At 62.8% G+C, this 17,015-nt stretch carries 13 protein-coding genes and 4 tRNA genes; 4 read left to right on the top strand and 13 right to left on the bottom strand.

The features are described from left to right. Nucleotides 1–49: 49 nt before the first annotated feature. Entirely contained in the window at nt 50–1,039 is a 990-nt protein-coding gene (locus ACIOAU_RS12450) for a DUF1853 family protein (protein ID WP_150570217.1), read from the top strand. 147 nt (nt 1,040–1,186) lie between these two features. Beyond that, the gene (locus ACIOAU_RS12445; protein WP_101321387.1) at nt 1,187–1,732 is read left to right on the top strand and encodes a cytochrome b; all 546 of its coding nucleotides are present in this window, start codon (nt 1,187–1,189) and stop codon (nt 1,730–1,732) included. On the opposite strand, the gene ACIOAU_RS12440 is transcribed toward ACIOAU_RS12445, so the two are convergent. Next, complete coding sequence (locus tag ACIOAU_RS12440; RefSeq protein ID WP_401182262.1) at nt 1,723–2,622, bottom strand: 1-aminocyclopropane-1-carboxylate deaminase/D-cysteine desulfhydrase; 900 nt, start codon at nt 2,620–2,622, stop codon at nt 1,723–1,725. The two genes, ACIOAU_RS12445 and ACIOAU_RS12440, sit on opposite strands and share 10 nt — an antisense overlap. A gap of 54 nt (nt 2,623–2,676) precedes the next feature. Next, nucleotides 2,677–4,704, bottom strand: a complete 2,028-nt coding sequence (locus tag ACIOAU_RS12435; RefSeq protein ID WP_150573558.1) for an NADPH-dependent 2,4-dienoyl-CoA reductase — start codon at nt 4,702–4,704, stop codon at nt 2,677–2,679. Nucleotides 4,705–4,895: 191 nt separating this feature from the next. Here ACIOAU_RS12435 and ACIOAU_RS12430 point away from each other — a divergent pair, with 191 nt between their 5' ends. Together ACIOAU_RS12430 and ACIOAU_RS12425 are read left to right on the top strand one after the other, a co-directional pair. After that, nucleotides 4,896–6,029, top strand: coding sequence for a nitrilase-related carbon-nitrogen hydrolase (locus ACIOAU_RS12430; protein ID WP_401182255.1), 1,134 nt, complete (start codon nt 4,896–4,898; stop codon nt 6,027–6,029). Between the two features lie 4 nt (nt 6,030–6,033). Then, nucleotides 6,034–7,074 (top strand): AraC family transcriptional regulator, encoded by a 1,041-nt coding sequence (locus ACIOAU_RS12425; protein ID WP_401182252.1) that lies wholly within the window; start codon nt 6,034–6,036, stop codon nt 7,072–7,074. 251 nt (nt 7,075–7,325) lie between these two features. Here ACIOAU_RS12425 and ACIOAU_RS12420 read toward each other — a convergent pair whose 3' ends face one another. The 11 genes from ACIOAU_RS12420 to purF form a co-directional block, all read right to left on the bottom strand. After that, nucleotides 7,326–8,177: a DUF2242 domain-containing protein gene (locus ACIOAU_RS12420; protein WP_401182249.1), complete on the bottom strand. Its 852-nt coding sequence runs from the start codon at nt 8,175–8,177 to the stop codon at nt 7,326–7,328. A gap of 152 nt (nt 8,178–8,329) precedes the next feature. Further along, a complete protein-coding gene (locus ACIOAU_RS12415; protein ID WP_150570211.1) occupies nt 8,330–9,232 on the bottom strand; it encodes a homocysteine S-methyltransferase family protein in 903 nt (300 codons plus the stop codon). Beyond that, nucleotides 9,229–10,290, bottom strand: coding sequence for a glycine betaine ABC transporter substrate-binding protein (locus ACIOAU_RS12410; RefSeq protein WP_150570236.1), 1,062 nt, complete (start codon nt 10,288–10,290; stop codon nt 9,229–9,231). Before ACIOAU_RS12410 ends, ACIOAU_RS12415 begins: the two co-directional genes overlap by 4 nt. A gap of 2 nt (nt 10,291–10,292) precedes the next feature. Further along, complete coding sequence (locus ACIOAU_RS12405) at nt 10,293–12,350, bottom strand: ATP-binding cassette domain-containing protein (RefSeq protein ID WP_401182543.1); 2,058 nt, start codon at nt 12,348–12,350, stop codon at nt 10,293–10,295. Between the two features lie 399 nt (nt 12,351–12,749). Next, a tRNA-Asp gene (locus ACIOAU_RS12400) sits at nt 12,750–12,826 on the bottom strand. 141 nt (nt 12,827–12,967) lie between these two features. Further along, nucleotides 12,968–13,044: transfer RNA gene (locus ACIOAU_RS12395), tRNA-Asp, on the bottom strand. Between the two features lie 96 nt (nt 13,045–13,140). Further along, nucleotides 13,141–13,217, bottom strand: a tRNA-Asp gene (locus ACIOAU_RS12390). A gap of 78 nt (nt 13,218–13,295) precedes the next feature. Beyond that, nucleotides 13,296–13,371, bottom strand: a tRNA-Val gene (locus ACIOAU_RS12385). Nucleotides 13,372–13,508: 137 nt separating this feature from the next. Further along, complete coding sequence (locus ACIOAU_RS12380) at nt 13,509–14,282, bottom strand: SDR family oxidoreductase (protein WP_101321401.1); 774 nt, start codon at nt 14,280–14,282, stop codon at nt 13,509–13,511. Then, on the bottom strand, nt 14,279–15,490 hold the full coding sequence (locus tag ACIOAU_RS12375; protein ID WP_401182245.1) for an O-succinylhomoserine sulfhydrylase: 1,212 nt from the start codon (nt 15,488–15,490) through the stop codon (nt 14,279–14,281). Before ACIOAU_RS12375 ends, ACIOAU_RS12380 begins: the two co-directional genes overlap by 4 nt. Before the next feature lie 14 nt (nt 15,491–15,504). Next, nucleotides 15,505–17,010, bottom strand: coding sequence for an amidophosphoribosyltransferase (gene purF / locus ACIOAU_RS12370; RefSeq protein WP_101321405.1), 1,506 nt, complete (start codon nt 17,008–17,010; stop codon nt 15,505–15,507). Between the last annotated feature and the right edge of the window lie 5 nt (nt 17,011–17,015).

Raw genomic sequence — 17,015 nt, 5'->3', positions numbered from 1 at the left:
CTGCAAGGCCGTGCGGCGGGTAACGATAGCGGGTAACGATAGACGGATTATGGTCGAAACGACCGTCCAGCGGCAAACCGGCTATGCTCGCAGGATGACGCCCTTCACCGAGCTGCGCGACCTGCCCCGCCGTTTGCGCCGCCCTGCGGTGCGCGATCTGGCCTGGGCGCTGCTGTCGCCACCGCTGATGCGCGACTTGCCCGCACCACAGCGCCACCCGTTGACCGCCAGTGACTGGGCTGCCGACCCGCAGCAGTTGCAGGACTGGTTACTGGCGCTGGATGGCGATGATCAACCGCTGCGCGATTGGCTAGTGAAGATGACCAGCCGGCGCCTGGGCCTGTATTACGAGGCCCTCTGGCAGTTCGCCTTGAACCACGCCAGCGGGGTCGAACTGCTCGGCGCCAATCTGCCGATCCGCGAAGGCGGCCGCACTCTGGGCGAGCTGGATATCCTCCTGCGCGACCGCGACGGTGTGCATCATCTGGAATTGGCGATCAAGCTTTACCTCGGCCCGGCCAATGGCGCTGGCCCAGGCTCGATGCACTGGTTGGGGCCGGGATGCCATGATCGGCTCGATCTGAAACTGGCCCACCTTGTCGGTCATCAGCTGCCTATTTCTGCTCGCCCAGAGAGCCAGGCGCTGCTTGCGGAGCTTGGCCTGGATCAGCCCCAGGCGCATCTGTGGCTGGGCGGCTATCTGTTCTACCCAGGCATGCTTGCAGTCCATCCTCCAGCCGGCGCAGAACCTGCGCACTTACGCGGCGACTGGCTGCACCGGCACGACTGGCCCGGCTACCGCAGCGGCGCGGCAGAGGGCCGCTGGCAGGTCCTGACGCGCCAGCACTGGCTGGCGCCCGCGCGTATTGCAGACAGCGACTGCTGGACGCCAGCGCAGTTCGAGCAATGGCTGATGCAGCTGGACCCGTTCGCACCCGCGCAATTGCTGGTCAGGTTGACGCAGGCCGAAGACGGCGCCTGGGAGGAACAGCAGCGGTTGTTTCTGGTGGCGGACAGCTGGCCGCACTTACCGAGCTGAGCAGCAGGCCGCCAAGGTTTTCGACAGATTCACGCAAATATCTGCGCAGCCTTCGACCTGTAGCAAAGAAATCTGTCAGCCATCGATTAGAGTTAGCGATACGCGCCAGCAAGAGCGCCTTTTCGACCTGATAAGTGAGGAGTGACCATGGTTTCATCCAACCCGCCGGCGCATTACGCGCGGATCTCGATTGCCCTGCACTGGCTGATGCTGGTGTTGCTGGCAAGCGTCTACGCCCTGATCGAACTGCGTGGCCTGTTCCCCAAGGACAGCGCCGAACGCAACCTGATGAAAGACCTGCACTTCATGTTCGGCCTGACCGTGTTCGTACTGGTCTGGCTACGCCTGGCCATGCGCCTGATCAACCCGACGCCGCCGATCACGCCCAAGCCGCCGGCATGGCAGACTGGCCTGGCGCACCTGGTGCACCTGCTGCTGTACCTGCTGATGATCGGCATGCCGCTGGCGGGCTGGTTGATCCTCAGCGCCGCCGACAAGCCAATCCCGTTCTACGGCTTCGAGCTGCCCGCGCTGACCGGGCCTGATTCGGACTTTGCCAAATTCATCAAGGGCTGGCATGAGCGGGTTGGCGGCTGGGGCTACTGGCTGATTGGCCTGCATGCACTGGCCGGGCTTTACCATCACTACATCAAGCGCGATAACACCCTGGTGCGCATGCTGCCCTACAAGTAACCGCGTCGGCCCTGCAGCCCGCCTGTGTGCACGAACAGCAGGCGGCTGCCGGGCCTGAAGCGCCCCGCCTCGACCTCATCGCGCAGCGCCAGCAGGGCCTTGCCGGTGTACACCGCCTCCAGCGGCAGGCCACTGTGCTGTTCGCTGTCGGCGATAAACGCCAGCAACTCATCATCCATGCGCGCAAAGCCGCCACGGCAAGCGTCATGCAATTGGTAGCCCTGCTCTCCCGCCAACGCTGCCACCGTTTCCGCCACGCCGTGGTCAGCCGGCACCGCAAGGGCGCCGTGCACCGGGCGCGCACCGGCCTCAGCGAGCACCAGCCCCGCCAGGGTGGTGCCGGTACCGACGGCCAGCCACCAGCCATCGTAGTCATCCCAACCCAGCTGCGGCAGCTGCTCGCGTGCCTGCTCGACGATCAATCGGCAACCCTGTGCGCCGGCCATGCCGCCACCGCCCTCGGCGATGCACTGCCAGCCGGGGTAGCGTGCTTGCCACTCAGTCCAGAACTGCGGCTCATGTCGCGCCCGGTAGCCGCCATAGCCGAGCCAGTGCAGTTGCATGCCCAAGGCTTGCAGGTCGCGCACGGTCGGGGTGTCCTGCGCATGGCCACGCAGCAGGCCGGCGGTGGCAAAGCCAAACCGTTTGCCGGCAGCGGCCAGTGCATGCAGATGGTTGGAATGGTTGCCGCCCAGGCTGATCAAGCCGGGCGCGTTGCACCGCCAGGCTTCGACCAGATGGTCGCGCAGCTTGAACCACTTGTTGCCGCTGATCAGCGGGTCGATCAGGTCCAGACGCAACACTGCGAGCTGGACCTCAGCGCGCTGAGTCCAGGGCAAGCACAGCGGTTGTAGAGGTGCCTGAGGCAGGCAGGAGAGTTCGGCAGACATCGGCCGAGTCTACCAGCTTGGGCCGGGGCCGCGCTGCAGCCCCACCCCATGCCGTTACAGCTCGGCGGCCAAGCGCGAACCTTGGTTGATGGCGCGCTTGGCATCCAGCTCGGCGGCCACATCAGCGCCGCCGATCAGGTGCACCGACTGCCCCGCTGCGACCAGCCCGTCCTGCAGTTCGCGCAGTGGATCCTGGCCTGCACAGATCACCACGTTGTCCACTGCCAGCAACTGCGGCTCGCCATCAGCAATGCGTACATGCAAACCAGCGTCGTCGATCTGCAGGTATTCGACACTGTTGAGCATCTGTACCTGCTTGTTTTTCAGGCCAGTGCGGTGAATCCAGCCGGTAGTCTTGCCCAGACCGTCGCCGACCTTGGTCTTCTTGCGCTGCAAAAGGTACACCTGCCGCGCCGGCGCATGCGGCTCGGGCTTGATCCCGGCCACGCCACCACGCGCTTCGAGCGCAGTGTCGATGCCCCACTCTTTCCAGAACGCGTCGCGATCCAGGCTGGTAGCCACGCCCTGGTGCACCAGGTACTCGGAGACATCAAAGCCGATGCCGCCCGCGCCGATCACCGCAACCCGCTGGCCGACCGGTTTGCGCTGCAACAGTACATCCAGATAATTCAGCACCTTGGCGTGCTCGATGCCGGGGATAGCCGGGTTGCGCGGGACAATCCCGGTGGCCAGGATGATCTCGTCATAACCGCCGGCAATCAGCTGCTCGGCGCTGACTCGGCTATTCAGGCGCACGTCCACGCCCGTGAGCTGAAGCTTGTTACGGAAATAGCGCAGGGTTTCGGAGAACTCTTCCTTGCCCGGCACGCGCTTGGCCACGTTGAACTGGCCACCGATTTCGCCAGCGGCGTCAAACAGGGTGACCTGATGGCCGCGCTCGCCGGCCACAGTCGCCGCAGCCAGGCCAGCCGGGCCAGCACCCACTACCGCGATACGCTTGGCCTGGGACACCGGCAGGTAATTCAGTTCGGTTTCATGGCAGGCGCGCGGATTGACCAGGCAACTGGTCAACTTGCCGCCAAAGGTGTGATCAAGGCAGGCCTGGTTGCAGCCGATGCAGGTATTGATCTGCTCGGCCTGATCGGCTGCGGCCTTGTTGACGAACTCTGGATCGGCCAGGAATGGCCGGGCCATCGACACCATGTCGGCATCGCCGGCAGCCAGCACGGCCTCGGCAACTTCGGGTGTATTGATGCGGTTGGTGGTGATCAATGGGATGTTGACGTGCCCACGCAGCTTGGCCGTGACCTTGCTGAAGGCCGCCCGCGGTACTTTGGTGGCGATGGTCGGAATGCGCGCTTCGTGCCAGCCGATGCCGGTATTGATCAGCGTTGCCCCGGCCTGCTCGATGGCCTTGGCCAGCTGCAGGATCTCTTGCCAATCGCTGCCACCTTCGATCAGGTCGAGCATCGACAGGCGGAAGATGATGATGAAGTTCGGCCCCACCGCCGCACGCACGCGGGTGACGATTTCGACCGCCAGGCGCATGCGGTTGGCGTAGCTGCCACCCCAGCGATCGGTGCGGTGGTTGGTGTGAGCGGCGAGGAACTGGTTGATGAAGTAGCCTTCCGATCCCATGATCTCGACGCCGTCATATCCCGCGCGCTGGGCCAGTTCGGCACAGTTGACGAAGTCGGCGATCTGCTTCTCGATGCCGGCTTCGTCCAGCTCCTTGGGCTTGAACGGGTTGATCGGCGCCTGAATCGCGCTCGGCGCCACCTGGCGCGGGCTGTAGGCGTAACGGCCGGCGTGGAGGATCTGCAGGCAGATCTTGCCCCCAGCGGCGTGCACCGCCTCGGTGACGATACGGTGCTGGTCGGCTTCTTCAGCGGTGCTCAGCTTGGCAGCGCCGGAGTACACGCCACCCTCATCGTTTGGCGCAATGCCACCCGTGACCATCAGGCCGACACCACCGCGTGCTCGCTCGGCGAAGTACACTGCCATGCGCTCGAAGCCGCCTGGGCGCTCTTCCAGGCCAGTGTGCATGGAGCCCATCAGGGTACGGTTGCGCAAAGTGGTGAAGCCAAGGTCAAGCGGGGCCAGCAGGTTCGGGTAAGCCATGGAGCAACTCCACATGGGCAAAATCACGGGATGCGGGCGCCTCGCTGGGGTGCGGGGCCCGTCGGTTATCTGCCATTGACATTAAACAGCCGTTTGAACCGGCTCAATGATCGAAACTGACAACTTATTGATCCTGCTGCACAGCAGGTCTACCCTAGGGCTCCTTACATTCGATGGTGCCGCAGCGGTTCATGCGCAAACTTCTCGCAAGCGCCCTGGCGCTGGTAATGATCGCCGCGTTGTGTGGCTATGGTTTCTGGACGCAACAGCGCCCTGAAGGCCACTACCTGTCTGACCTGCGTATCGAGCTGGCGCTCAATCAGGGTAGCCCTGGCGAGCGCGGCAACCTGCTCGGCATCGAGCCGCTGCTCTACCCCAGCGACTATCAAAACCTGCAACGGCTGCGACTCAAGCTTGCCGCCTACCTTGAGCAGGCCCGGGAGCAGGGGCTGGTGAATGCGCGCACGGTGGTGGTATTGCCTGAGCACATCGGCACCTGGCTGTGGGCGCGCGGTGAAAAAAACGAGCTGTATCAAGTGACCCAGCGGCGCGAGGCCGAGCAATGGCTTGAGCTGAGTAACCCGCTGCGCTACGGCCTGGCAATGCTTTGGGCGACCGGGGACGACCGCCGCGCCGATGCGCATCTGCGCATGAAGGCGGCGCAGATGGCCGCCGACTATCAGGCCCTGTTCAGCGGCCTGGCAAAGGAATTTGGCGTGACCCTGGTGGCCGGCTCGATTGTCTTGCCCGCGCCCTATGTGGAGAACGGCGTGCTGCACGCCGGCAGCGGCCCACTGTTCAACAGCAGCTTGGTATTCGCCGGCGATGGCAGTGTGCTCGGTCAGCCGCAACGCCAGCAGTTTGCCGACAGCGAAGTACGCCGGTACATTCAGGACGGTCGCGGGCAAGACGGTCGCGAGCAGCCCCTGCACGTCGTTTCGACCCCAGCTGGACGCCTTGGCGTGTTGATCGGCAGTGACAGCTGGTACCCGGAAAATTATCAGCAGCTGGCGCAGCAGTCCGCACAGCTGATCGCCAACCCGGTATTTCTCAGTGGCAAGCACAGCTGGGACGCACCCTGGCGCGGTAATCGCCATCAGGTTGCCGCCGCCGAGCTGCCACTGCAACGTGGTCAAGTCAGCGAACAACAGGCCTGGCGGCAACTGACCCTGGCCGCCAATCCCGGCCTGACCAGCATCAGCGTGTTCATGCGTGGCCAATTCTGGGAACTTGGCGCTGACGGTCAAGGCTTTGCCAACCACGCTGGCGGCCAGTTGGCCGGCACCTCGCTGCATGGCGCCCGCCTGCTAAACGTGTGGTTGTAAGGCCATGCCCAGGCCGCGTGTGCGCCTCGGTGAATTGACTGTAGGGTTCGTCCAGCCTCTGGCCGAGGCCCTGCAACAGCTGGGGCATGACCCTACGCCGTTGCTCGAGCGTTACGGCCTGACCAGCAGCCGCCTCGCCCAGCCCGGCGCGCGCTTGTCGATACCGCGCTACATGCACCTGGGCCATGCAGCAATCCAGCTCAGCGGCGAGCCGGCATTGGGCCTGCGCATGGGCTGCCTGAGCCGGCTGGCACAGACAGGTTTGGCCGGAGTCACCGCAGCTCAAGCACCGACGCTCGGCGAAGCTGCCCGCACCTTGCTGCGCTTTGAGCCGCTCTATGCTGCCAACTACCGCGGCAGCTCGGTGTTTGTCGAAGACACGCAGGGCGCCTGGCTGCGCTTCTATTCGATCAGCCCCTACAACGACTACAACCGTTTCGTGGTCGACTCGCTGCTGTCGGGCTGGCTTGCGCAGTTAGGCCAACTGGCGGGGCAGCCGGTGCAGGCAGAGCGAATGGAGATCGAATTTGCAGCGCCAAGCTACGCAGCGGGCTATCAGGCACTTTGTGCCACGCCGATACACTTCGCGGCCGAAGGTAATCAGCTGCGCCTGAGCCGGGCCACGCTTGAGCAGGCCAACCCACAGCACTGCCCCAGCACCTGGCAGCAGCTGCTCCAGCTCTGTGAAGTGGAGCTCGCACAGCACACCCGTGTACGCAGCCTTGGCGAGCGCATCACGCATCTGCTCGGGCCGCTGCTTAACGGCGGGCGCGAGCCTGACCTGGAGGAAGTCGCCCGCCATTTGCAATTGCCGACCTGGACCCTGCGCCGCAAGCTTGCCGAAGAAGGCACGCGCTTTCGCAGCCTGCTAAACGACACCCGCCAGGATCTGGCCGAGACCTACATCCGCGACACGGAGCTAGCCTTCGGCGAGATTGCCTATCTGTTGGGGTTTGCTTCAGCAGAAGCCTTTCAACGTGCGTTCAAGCGCTGGACCGGGCTTACGCCGGGGGAGTTCCGGCGTAATCAACGGCGCACCGGTTAGAGCTCGGTGGCGTCGTCTGGTTCGGGGGCGTCCAGTTCATAGGCCTGATATTCGAGCAGCTCTTCCTGATAGTCGTCCATCGCCCTGCTTCCTCTTCACTCATGATGTTGGCTCATGTCGCCACGCTAAAGCGGGCGCATGACGCATTGATGACAAGCTTATGAGTGATAAACGTAGCAGGGGTTCGAAGGATTAGCCTGGCAAGCTGTAACAACAAACTGCAAGGCCGATCGAGGCCTTGCAGAGGCCATTTACATCGAGGCTGGAGCAGCCTCGCTGGCCGGAGCCTCCTGCTGCACCTGGATCGGCGAAGCCTCGTTGGGTGGCGCGATCGGCTGCGAGCTGCGGCTGTCGTCTACCAGCGGCGCGGCAGGTGCCTCGCTGACGGGAGCAACGGCCGCTGGGGCGACTACAGGTGCTTCGGGAGCCGCTGGGGCCGCTGCCGGCGCGACCGCTGCAGCCGGAGCCAATGCAGCCGGCGCTGGCGCTTGCTCCGGCAGGCCCAGATCTGGCGCTGGCTGTTCAGCCTTCGGCGCCTCGACCTTGGCTTCGGCTTTTTTCACCTTCTTCGGTTTGGGCTTGGGCAGGAAGCTCTCGACCAGCGCGAAATAACGCTCGTAGAACTGCGGCGCCGTGACCGTCTCGCTGGCCACCTTGACCATCGAATCATCGCTCGAACCGATTGGCATCGACACCGAGCCAAGAATGCCTACGCCAAGGCTGGCCGAGGTATTGGACTTTTTCAGCGCGTAGCGATCCTGCAGGGCGTTGGCGAACATCGTCGAACGCTGGTCATCGCTGCTGTCGGGCGCACAGGTGACGCTGAAGCTGATCTGCAGATGGTTGTCGCTGTTCTGCTGAAAGCTCTTGTTGCCGGCGATCTGGTTGTCGCCCGTGCTGGTGATGATATAGCCCTGGCTGAGCAACGCGCGCCGGGCCGCTTCGCAGGAGCCGGCGTCGCTGACCGGGAAGCTGCGCGAGTAGGTGCCCGAGTCATCGAAGTTCTCGTGCTCGTAGACCGCAGGTTTTTTCGAGGAGCAACCGGATACGCCCGCCAGCACAAGGGCCAGCCCGAGCGCACCGAAGACGGATGATCTGGACATCATGAATACCGGATTGGTCGAATAGCGCCTATTGTGCAACACATACCCGCTGACTTAAACCGTTGATCTGTGAAGAGGCTGTCAGCTTTGGCTAAAGCTGGGCTGCCTCAACACGGTGATAGGGGCGCTGTGAGCAAGATAGCAAGACGCGGTCACCCTGCCGACAGGTGTGTGTGCAACCGCTCGATGTGCTCCGGCCCGATCCCGCAGCAACCGCCAACGATACTGGCGCCAGCGGCCACCCAGCTACTTGCCCACCGCAGATATGCCTGAGGGGTCAGATCATCACGAATCTCGAGCAAGGTACTATTGGCCTTGGCCGCCGCGCTGACTGGAGGAAACGCATTGGCATACACCCCAAGCTCGATGGCCTGACCGAGGCGCTGGATGACCACGCGCGCTTCATGCAATGCCGCAGCCATCACCTCTGGCTGGCTGCAGTTGAACAACACCACGGCCGCGCCCAGCTCCGCCGCCACACGCACGGCCTCAGCCACCGCCTCACCTGAGCGCAAGCGCGGGGCCCCGGCGACCTCGTCCAGCAAGGTAAAGGACAACCACAGTGGCTTCGGCTGCGCACCCAGCGCCTCGGCCACGGCGCGAGCTTCGGCGACAGAGCTTTGTGTTTCCGCCAGCCAGACATCAACCCGCTCGCGCAAGCCAGCAATCAGTTGCCGGTGAATGGCGACACTGCGTGCATGATCGAACAAATCCGGGCGGTAAGATCCCAGCGCCGGCGGCAATGAGCCAGCCACCGTGACTGGCGCGGGAGACTCATCGGCAGCCTCGCGGGCAAGGCGCCCTGCCCTCTCGGCCAACGTCTGAGCATGCTCGGCAAAGCGCTCCTCACCGAGGTGAAACGGCACCACGGCATAGCTGTTGGTGCTGATGATCCTGGCGCCAGCGGCGATGAACGAGCGATGCGCCTGCAGCACGAACTCGGGCGCTTCAATCAATGCCAGCGCCGACCACTCCGGCTGCCTGAACGGTGCGCCGATGCGCTGCAGCTCACGGCCCATGCCGCCATCCAACAAACGAACAGTGGCTGCACTCATTGGTTGGCACTCACGGTCTGTTGAGGCTCGCCCAGCCAACGAGCAATGATGGCAGGGTTAGCCTTGACCCACGCCTTGGCTGCAATTTCAGCCGGCTGCTTTTCCTTTTCGATCTTGAGGATCAGGTCATTGAGCTGCGCAGGTTCAATAGCGACGTTTTGCAGAAACGCGGCAATTTTCGGTGCACGCTTTTGCAGGGCGACCGACGACAACACGTAAACCTTGGCATCCGGGTACGCGCAAGTGATCTGGCTTTTGTTGAGCCAGTCAGGGTCAACTGTAGGGCTGATGAACTTCCAGCAGCCGTCAGCCTTGTACAACGGATCCCCCTTCTTGTTGTCCTGGGCATACCCATCGAATGCCGGCTCCTGCAATCGGCGCAGGTCGAAGGCGGAGAATATCCAGTCCGGGGTATAGGCATAGAACACCACGCCTCGCCCTGCTTTGTAAGCTGCCGCCAGCCTGGAATAGGTGACCGCTGCCTCGGTGGAGATCGACTCGAATTTATCGGCAAACTGGTAATCCTTGGCCTTGATCTCACCGATGTAGGTTGACTCCCAGCCCGCTGGCCCGACCAGCAACTGGGCCTTGCCGCCGCCCGGTGGCTGGAAGAGCTCGGCGACTTCCGGCTTCTTCAGGTCATACACGGATTTCACCCCGTATTTGTCCTGCAGATAGCCGGGAATGTAAAAGCCTTGCTCGCCGGTGTACGGTTGTTTGTTCGGAAACAGCGAAGGGTTGGCACCGCTGACATATTTCGCCCAGGCAGCGGATTGGTTGGGCATCCAGATGTCGGTCAGCACGTCTACCGAACCATCGCCTTTCGACGCTGCACTGAGCAGCACCGGGACGTCCCCCGCCAGGTAGGAGACGTCGGCGTCGAGGCGGCTCTGCAGCACTTCACCGAGGATGTACTGGATGGCGACTGCGCCAGTCCAGTTCTGTTCGCCAATGACGATCTTGTCCTTGGCCAACGCCGTGTTCGAACCGATAACGGCGGCCAGTACAGCCAGCGCGCCGAGGCTACGCGATAAAGATGGGTTCACGGTAAGTCTCACTTTCACTGGTAGAGTTGGCCTTGCTTGCGCAGGCTCGATTGAATGATCCGATCAGGGATCAGCGCGCACACGACAATCGCGATACCCGCAAGCACGCCCTCGCCGCCTTTGATGTTGCGCAGCGCAGTCATGACGTCGTAACCCAGGCCGCCGGCGCCGATCAAGGCAGCGACCACCACCATCGACAGGCTCATGACAATGGTTTGATTTATCCCCAGCAGCAGCGAACGCCGAGCCAGCGGCAGCTCCACCTTGCACAGCGTCTGCCAGGGGCTGGCGCCATGGGCGACGGCGGCTTCGAGGGCATCCTTGGGTACTTCCTGAATGCCCAGCGAGGTCAGGCGAATCATCGGCGCCAGCGCAAAAATCACAGTAGCAATCACCGCAGGCGTCTTGCCGACCGAAAAAAACGCCACGGCAGGGATCAGATAGACAAACGTCGGCAAGGTCTGCATGACATCCAGCAACGGTGTCATCAGCCGCCGCAGCAGTGGCCGTTTAGCCAACAAGATCCCGCTGGGGACGCCGATGACCAGGGCAATCAGCACCGAGGAGCCGACCAGCGCCAGCGTGGCAATGGTGTGGTCCCAGAAGCCGAACACGCCGATATACGCCAAGGCGGCGGCGCTGGTGAACGCCAGCCCCCAGCCAGCCGAGCGCCAGGCAAGGTACACCAGCGTCAGTGCCGCAACCGGCCATGGCAACCAGCCCAACAGGTTTTCGACACCCTCGATCACCGTGCGCACGGCCACGATCACACCAACGAATGCACCCTCAAAGGTGACCTGCGACCAACCGATAAAGTCGTCGATCGCTTGTGCGGTTACCAGCAGCAACTGGCGGTTGACCGGAAACTGCAGCAACGCGTGGCTTGGCTCTGGTGCGGCCACACGCCATAGCACCAGCGCCTGGCAGACAACCACCAAGGCCAGCGGCAGTAGCCAGCCAGTACCTTCGCTTGCACCCGCATGACGGCTCAGCCTGACCGCAGTCAGGCGGCTTGCCAGCAGTGCCAGCAGCGCGAGAATGCTCAGCCACCCGGCAGCCGACTGTGCCAGCCCGACCAGCGCGGCTAGCTCGACCCCAAACGTGCCCCAGAAGGCTGCGCCTTTGCCTCGCGCCGCTAACGCGGCTGGCCCCAGCAGCGCTGCTTGCCACCAAGGCAAGGCGGTGCTGCCCGGCTGCGCCCGGCGCTCTGCTGGCAAGGCGGTCTGGGTTGACCTGCTCGCCGCAGCCGGCGGGGTAGAAGCGGGCTGGCAGTCGCGGAAGAAATCCGCCACTTCGCTGTCAGCCGGCTGCTCGAGCAACGTCTGCGGTGCGGCCAATTGCACCAGTCGCCCGCCGCGCATGACTGCTATACGGTCGGCCAGTCGCAACGCCTCAGCAGGATCATGGGTCACCAGCAAGGTGGTGATGCCACGCTCACGGACCAGGCTCATAAAGTGCAGCTGCAGGTCTCGGCGAATAGTCGGGTCCAACGCGCTGAACGGCTCGTCCATCAACAGGATGTCCGGCTCCGACACCAGCGCCCTGGCCAGACCAACCCGCTGTTGCATACCTCCGGAAAGCTCATGCGGATAATGCTCGCCCCAGCCCTCAAGCCCGACCGCTTTGAGCTGCACGGCAGCTGCCGCGTGCCGAGCGCCCTCGGCTTCACCGCTCAACTCCAGCGGCAATGCGACATTGTCGAGCACGGTGCGATGGGGCAGGAGACCAAAGTGCTGGAACACCATGCCGATGCGCCGTGACCTGAGTACCCTCAGCGCGCTGTTGCTCAAGCCACTGAGGGCCTGGCCGTCGATGAGCACTTCACCTTGGCTCGGCTTGATCAGACGGTTGATGTGACGCAGCAGGGTCGATTTACCGCTGCCAGAGGTGCCCATCAGGCACAGGACCTCACCGCGGCGCACCTTGAGACTGACGTCATTTACCGCAGGCAGCGATGGCGTGCCCTTGCCACGCAAGTAGCGCTTGGTCACCGAGCGAAGTTCAAGCACCACGTCGCCGTCGTCCTGCTCAGAAACATTGAGATCAAGCTCTGACTCATACACTGGCGCCAGCGGCGATTGGATGACTGTCACGACGACTCCCGACAGATCAGCTGGGCCAAAACCGGCTCACAGGCTGACGAAAAAAAAGCGGGCGTCAGTGGGATATTGCTTCAGCCCGACGCCTGGACAACGCCTGACTGGACAGCAAGGCGTTGGGGTTGGGTTAAAGCTAAACGATCTTAAAAAAGCAAAATAAATACTTTTTTAGAATTAGCTTAGTCGTGTGCGTCGTAGTCACGAGGAGCGTCGGCATGCTTCAGCACGCAGGCACGCCTGAGCAAGCGTCACACTTCTATCGCTGAGTGGATACCGTCGATGAAGAGGGATAACTGCTGGAAACAAAAAAAGCGACCCGAAGGTCGCTTTCTCTGTGTGCTTCAAGGCGTTCAAGGGGCCTCGAAGCGAAGATGGCGCAGCGGACGGGACTCGAACCCGCGACCCCCGGCGTGACAGGCCGGTATTCTAACCGACTGAACTACCGCTGCGTATCATTCAGGCTTGCGCCTGTTTGAAACTGGGATCTGACCTACAGCAACCTGTGCTGGCGGTTCAGGCACAAAAAAAGCGATAACGTGATCGCTTCTTTTGTGTTGCTTCGAGGCGTTCAAAGGGCCTCGAGGCGAAGATGGCGCAGCGGACGGGACTCGAACCCGCGACCCCCGGCGTGACAGGCCGGTATTCTAACCGACTGAACTACCGCTGCGTATCGTTCAGGCTTGCGCCCGATTGAAACTGGGTCTGGCACAAAGGCTTGGCCTTTGAACCTCAGACCGGTGACAAGCACCCATCTGGAGAAAAGTGGCGCAGCGGACGGGACTCGAACCCGCGACCCCCGGCGTGACAGGCCGGTATTCTAACCGACTGAACTACCGCTGCGCATAGTGGACTTGCGTCCGGTTCCTCTCTACCGATTTGCTTCTTGCGAAGCTGACCAGTCAGGAACATCTCAGAAAGTGGTGGGTGATGACGGGATCGAACCGCCGACCCTCTGCTTGTAAGGCAGATGCTCTCCCGGCTGAGCTAATCACCCATATTCGCTTCAAGTGTTGCCTAGTTCTACCTAGTCTTGCTTGTTACGTTTACTTCGCTGAGGCCGCGAAATTTACGCAGGTACCGATGCTAAGTCAATACCCCCATTGAATTTTTTTTCAAAAAGGGCAAAACGGATCAGGTATAGATCATCTTCCGGCTCATGCCGCCGTCCACTACAAATTCCTGGCCGGTAACGAACCCGGCCTGACGCGACAGTAACCACGCCACCAGCGCCGCGACGTCTTCCACTGTCCCTACCCTGCCGGTCGGATGCTGGGCGTGGTCGGCATCGGTCAACGGCTCAGCCCTGCGCTGGGACGGGTCACGTGCGTCGATCCAGCCCGGGCTCACCGCATTGACGCGAATCTCCGGGCCCAGGCTCATGGCCAGGGCGTGGGTCAGCGCCAGCAGCCCGCCCTTGCTCGCCGCATAAGCCTCGGTATCAGGCTCGGATTGGCGTGCACGGGTCGAGGTCAAGTTGACGATGGCGCCGCCATGGGCACGTAGATACGGCGCACAGTGCTTGGCCAGCAGCATCGGGCCATTCAGATTGACCGCCAGCACCCGGTTCCACTGGCTCAGGCTCAAACTCTCGAGGGTATGGTTGTGCGGGTTGGCGATGGCGGCGTTGCACACCAGCGCATCGAGGCGACCAAATTGGCCAAGCACCTCGGACACCCCGGCACTGACCTGGGCTTCATCGGCAACGTCCATGGTGATGAACCAGGCATTGTCGCCCAGGGCCTTGGCCACCTTGGCACCGCGCGGGCGGTCAAGGTCGCTGAGGACCACTTGCCAGCCCTCACAGATCAGCCAGGCGGCAATGCCCAGGCCGATGCCGCGGGCGGCACCGGTAACCAGGGCGACCCGACCGTTATGATCGGGCTCGCCGCCCTTCCAGTCGATCACAGCGCTGCCAGCCCACGCGCCAGGTCGGCTTGCAGGTCAGCAACGTCTTCCAGGCCAACCGCAATGCGGATCAGGCTGTCACGGATACCCGCCGCCTCACGCTCCTGCGGCGACAGACGGCCGTGGGAAGTGGTCGCCGGGTGGGTGATGGTGGTCTTGCTGTCACCCAGGTTGGCCGTGATCGAGAGCAAACGGGTGGCATCGATGAAGCGCCAGGCGCCGTCTTTGCCGCCTCTGACCTCAAAGCTCACCACCGCACCGAAGTCACTCATCTGCCGTTTGGCCAGTTCGTGCTGCGGGTGGCTGGCGAGGCCAGCGTAGTGGACTTTCTCTACCCCATCCTGCTGCTCAAGCCACTGCGCCAGCGCCTTGGCACTCTCGCAATGGGCGCGCATACGCAGCTTGAGCGTCTCCAGGCCTTTGAGGAAGATCCAGGCGTTGAACGGGCTGAGGGTAGGCCCTGCGGTACGCAGAAAGCCCACTACTTCCTTCATCTGCTCACTACGCCCGGCCACCGCACCGCCCATGCAACGGCCTTGGCCATCGATGAACTTGGTTGCCGAATGCACGACGATGTCGGCACCCAGCTTCAGCGGTTGCTGCAGCGCTGGGGTGCTGAAGCAGTTGTCGACCACCAGCAGCGCGCCGCGGGCATGGGCGATCTCGGCCAGCGCGGCAATATCGACAAGCTCGGCCAGCGGATTGGACGGCGACTCGACGAACAGCAGCTTGGTGTTGGCCTTGATGCCCTGCTCCCAACCGCTGAGCTCGGCCAGTGGCACGTAGTCCACCTCGACGCCAAAGCGTTTGAAGTACTTCTCGAACAGGCTGATGGTCGAGCCGAACACGCTTTGCGAGACCAGCACATGATCACCGGCGCTGCACAGCGCCATCACCGTCGACAGGATCGCCGACATGCCAGTAGAGGTGCCGACTGCCTGTTCGGCGCCTTCCAGGGCCGCCAGACGCTCTTCAAAGGCGCGCACGGTCGGGTTGGTATAGCGCGAATAGACGTTGCCCGGTGTTTCACCGGCAAACCGCGCAGCTGCATCGGCAGCCGTGCGGAACACGTAGCTGGAGGTGAAGAACAGCGCGTCGCTGTGCTCAGCCTCCGGCGTGCGGTATTGACCGGCGCGCACCGCCAGGGTGTCGAAAGCGACACCCTCAAGGTCGCTGTCCAGTCGCCCGGCATCCCATTGATCCGTCATGCCGTCACTCCCAATCAGTTGTTGTAGAGGTCGATGATCGCGCTGACAGCCTGAGTCTTGACCTTCGCCGCATCGTTGCGATTTTGCTCGATACGGTCCAGGTAGGCGTCGTCGATGTCGCCGGTGACGTATTCACCGTCGAACACTGCGCAGTCGAAATGCTCGATCTTGATCTTGCCGCCACCGACCGAATCGATCAGGTCTGGCAAGTCCTGATAGATCAGCCAGTCGGCGCCGATCAACTCGGCCACCTGATCGGTGGTACGGTTGTGGGCGATCAGTTCGTGGACACTCGGCATGTCGATGCCGTAGACGTTGGGGTAACGCACTGCCGGGGCAGCGGAACAGAAGTAGACGTTTTTCGCGCCGGCCTCGCGGGCCATCTGGATGATCTGCTTGCAGGTGGTACCGCGCACGATCGAGTCGTCGACGAGCATCACGTTCTTGCCGCGGAATTCCAGCTCGATGGCGTTGAGCTTCTGGCGCACCGACTTCTTGCGCGCGGCCTGGCCGGGCATGATGAAGGTACGGCCGATGTAGCGGTTCTTGACGAAGCCTTCGCGGAACTTCACGCCCAGACGATTGGCCAGCTCCAGCGCCGCGGTACGGCTGGTGTCCGGAATCGGGATAACCACGTCGATGTCATGCTCAGGACGCTCGCGCATGATCTTGTCGGCGAGTTTCTCGCCCATGCGCAGCCGCGCCTTGTACACCGAGACGCCATCCATGATCGAGTCAGGACGCGCCAGGTAGACGTGCTCGAAGATGCACGGCTTGAGCATTGGGTTATGCGCGCACTGCTTGGTATGCAGCTGGCCTTCCTCGGTGATGTACACCGCTTCGCCCGGTGCCAGGTCACGGATCAGGGTGAAGCCGAGCACGTCGAGAGCGACGCTTTCGGAGGCGATCATGTACTCCACGCCCTCGTCGGTGTGACGCTGGCCGAACACCACCGGGCGAATGCCGTTGGGGTCACGGAAGCCGACGATGCCGTAGCCGGTGATCATCGCTACTACCGCGTAACCACCAACACAGCGGCTGTGCACGTGGGAGACCGCCGCGAAGACGTCTTCTTCGGTAGGCTGCAGCTTGCCGCGCACGGCCAGCTCGTGGGCGAACACGTTGAGCAGCACTTCCGAATCGGAATTGGTGTTGACGTGGCGCAGATCGGACTCGTAGATCTCCTTGGCCAACTGCTCGACATTGGTCAAGTTGCCGTTGTGGGCCAAGGTGATGCCGTACGGCGAGTTGACGTAGAACGGCTGGGCCTCGGCCGAGGTCGAGCTGCCCGCAGTCGGGTAGCGCACGTGGCCAATGCCCATGTGGCCGACCAGGCGCTGCATGTGCCGCTGCTGGAATACGTCGCGCACCAGGCCATTGTCCTTGCGCAGGAATAACCGGCCGTCATGGCTGGTGACGATACCGGCAGCATCCTGGCCGCGGTGCTGGAGGACCGTAAGCGCATCATACAGCGCCTGATTGACGTTCGACTTACCGACAATACCGGTGATGCCACACATGCGAC

The sequence above is a fragment of the Pseudomonas sp. NPDC088322 genome (genome assembly GCF_044740745.1).
In the GTDB taxonomy this organism is placed as follows: Bacteria; Pseudomonadota; Gammaproteobacteria; order Pseudomonadales; family Pseudomonadaceae; genus Aquipseudomonas; species Aquipseudomonas shirazensis.
Note: the sequence above shows the minus strand (reverse complement) of the source record. Positions and strands in the feature narration are given on the sequence as shown.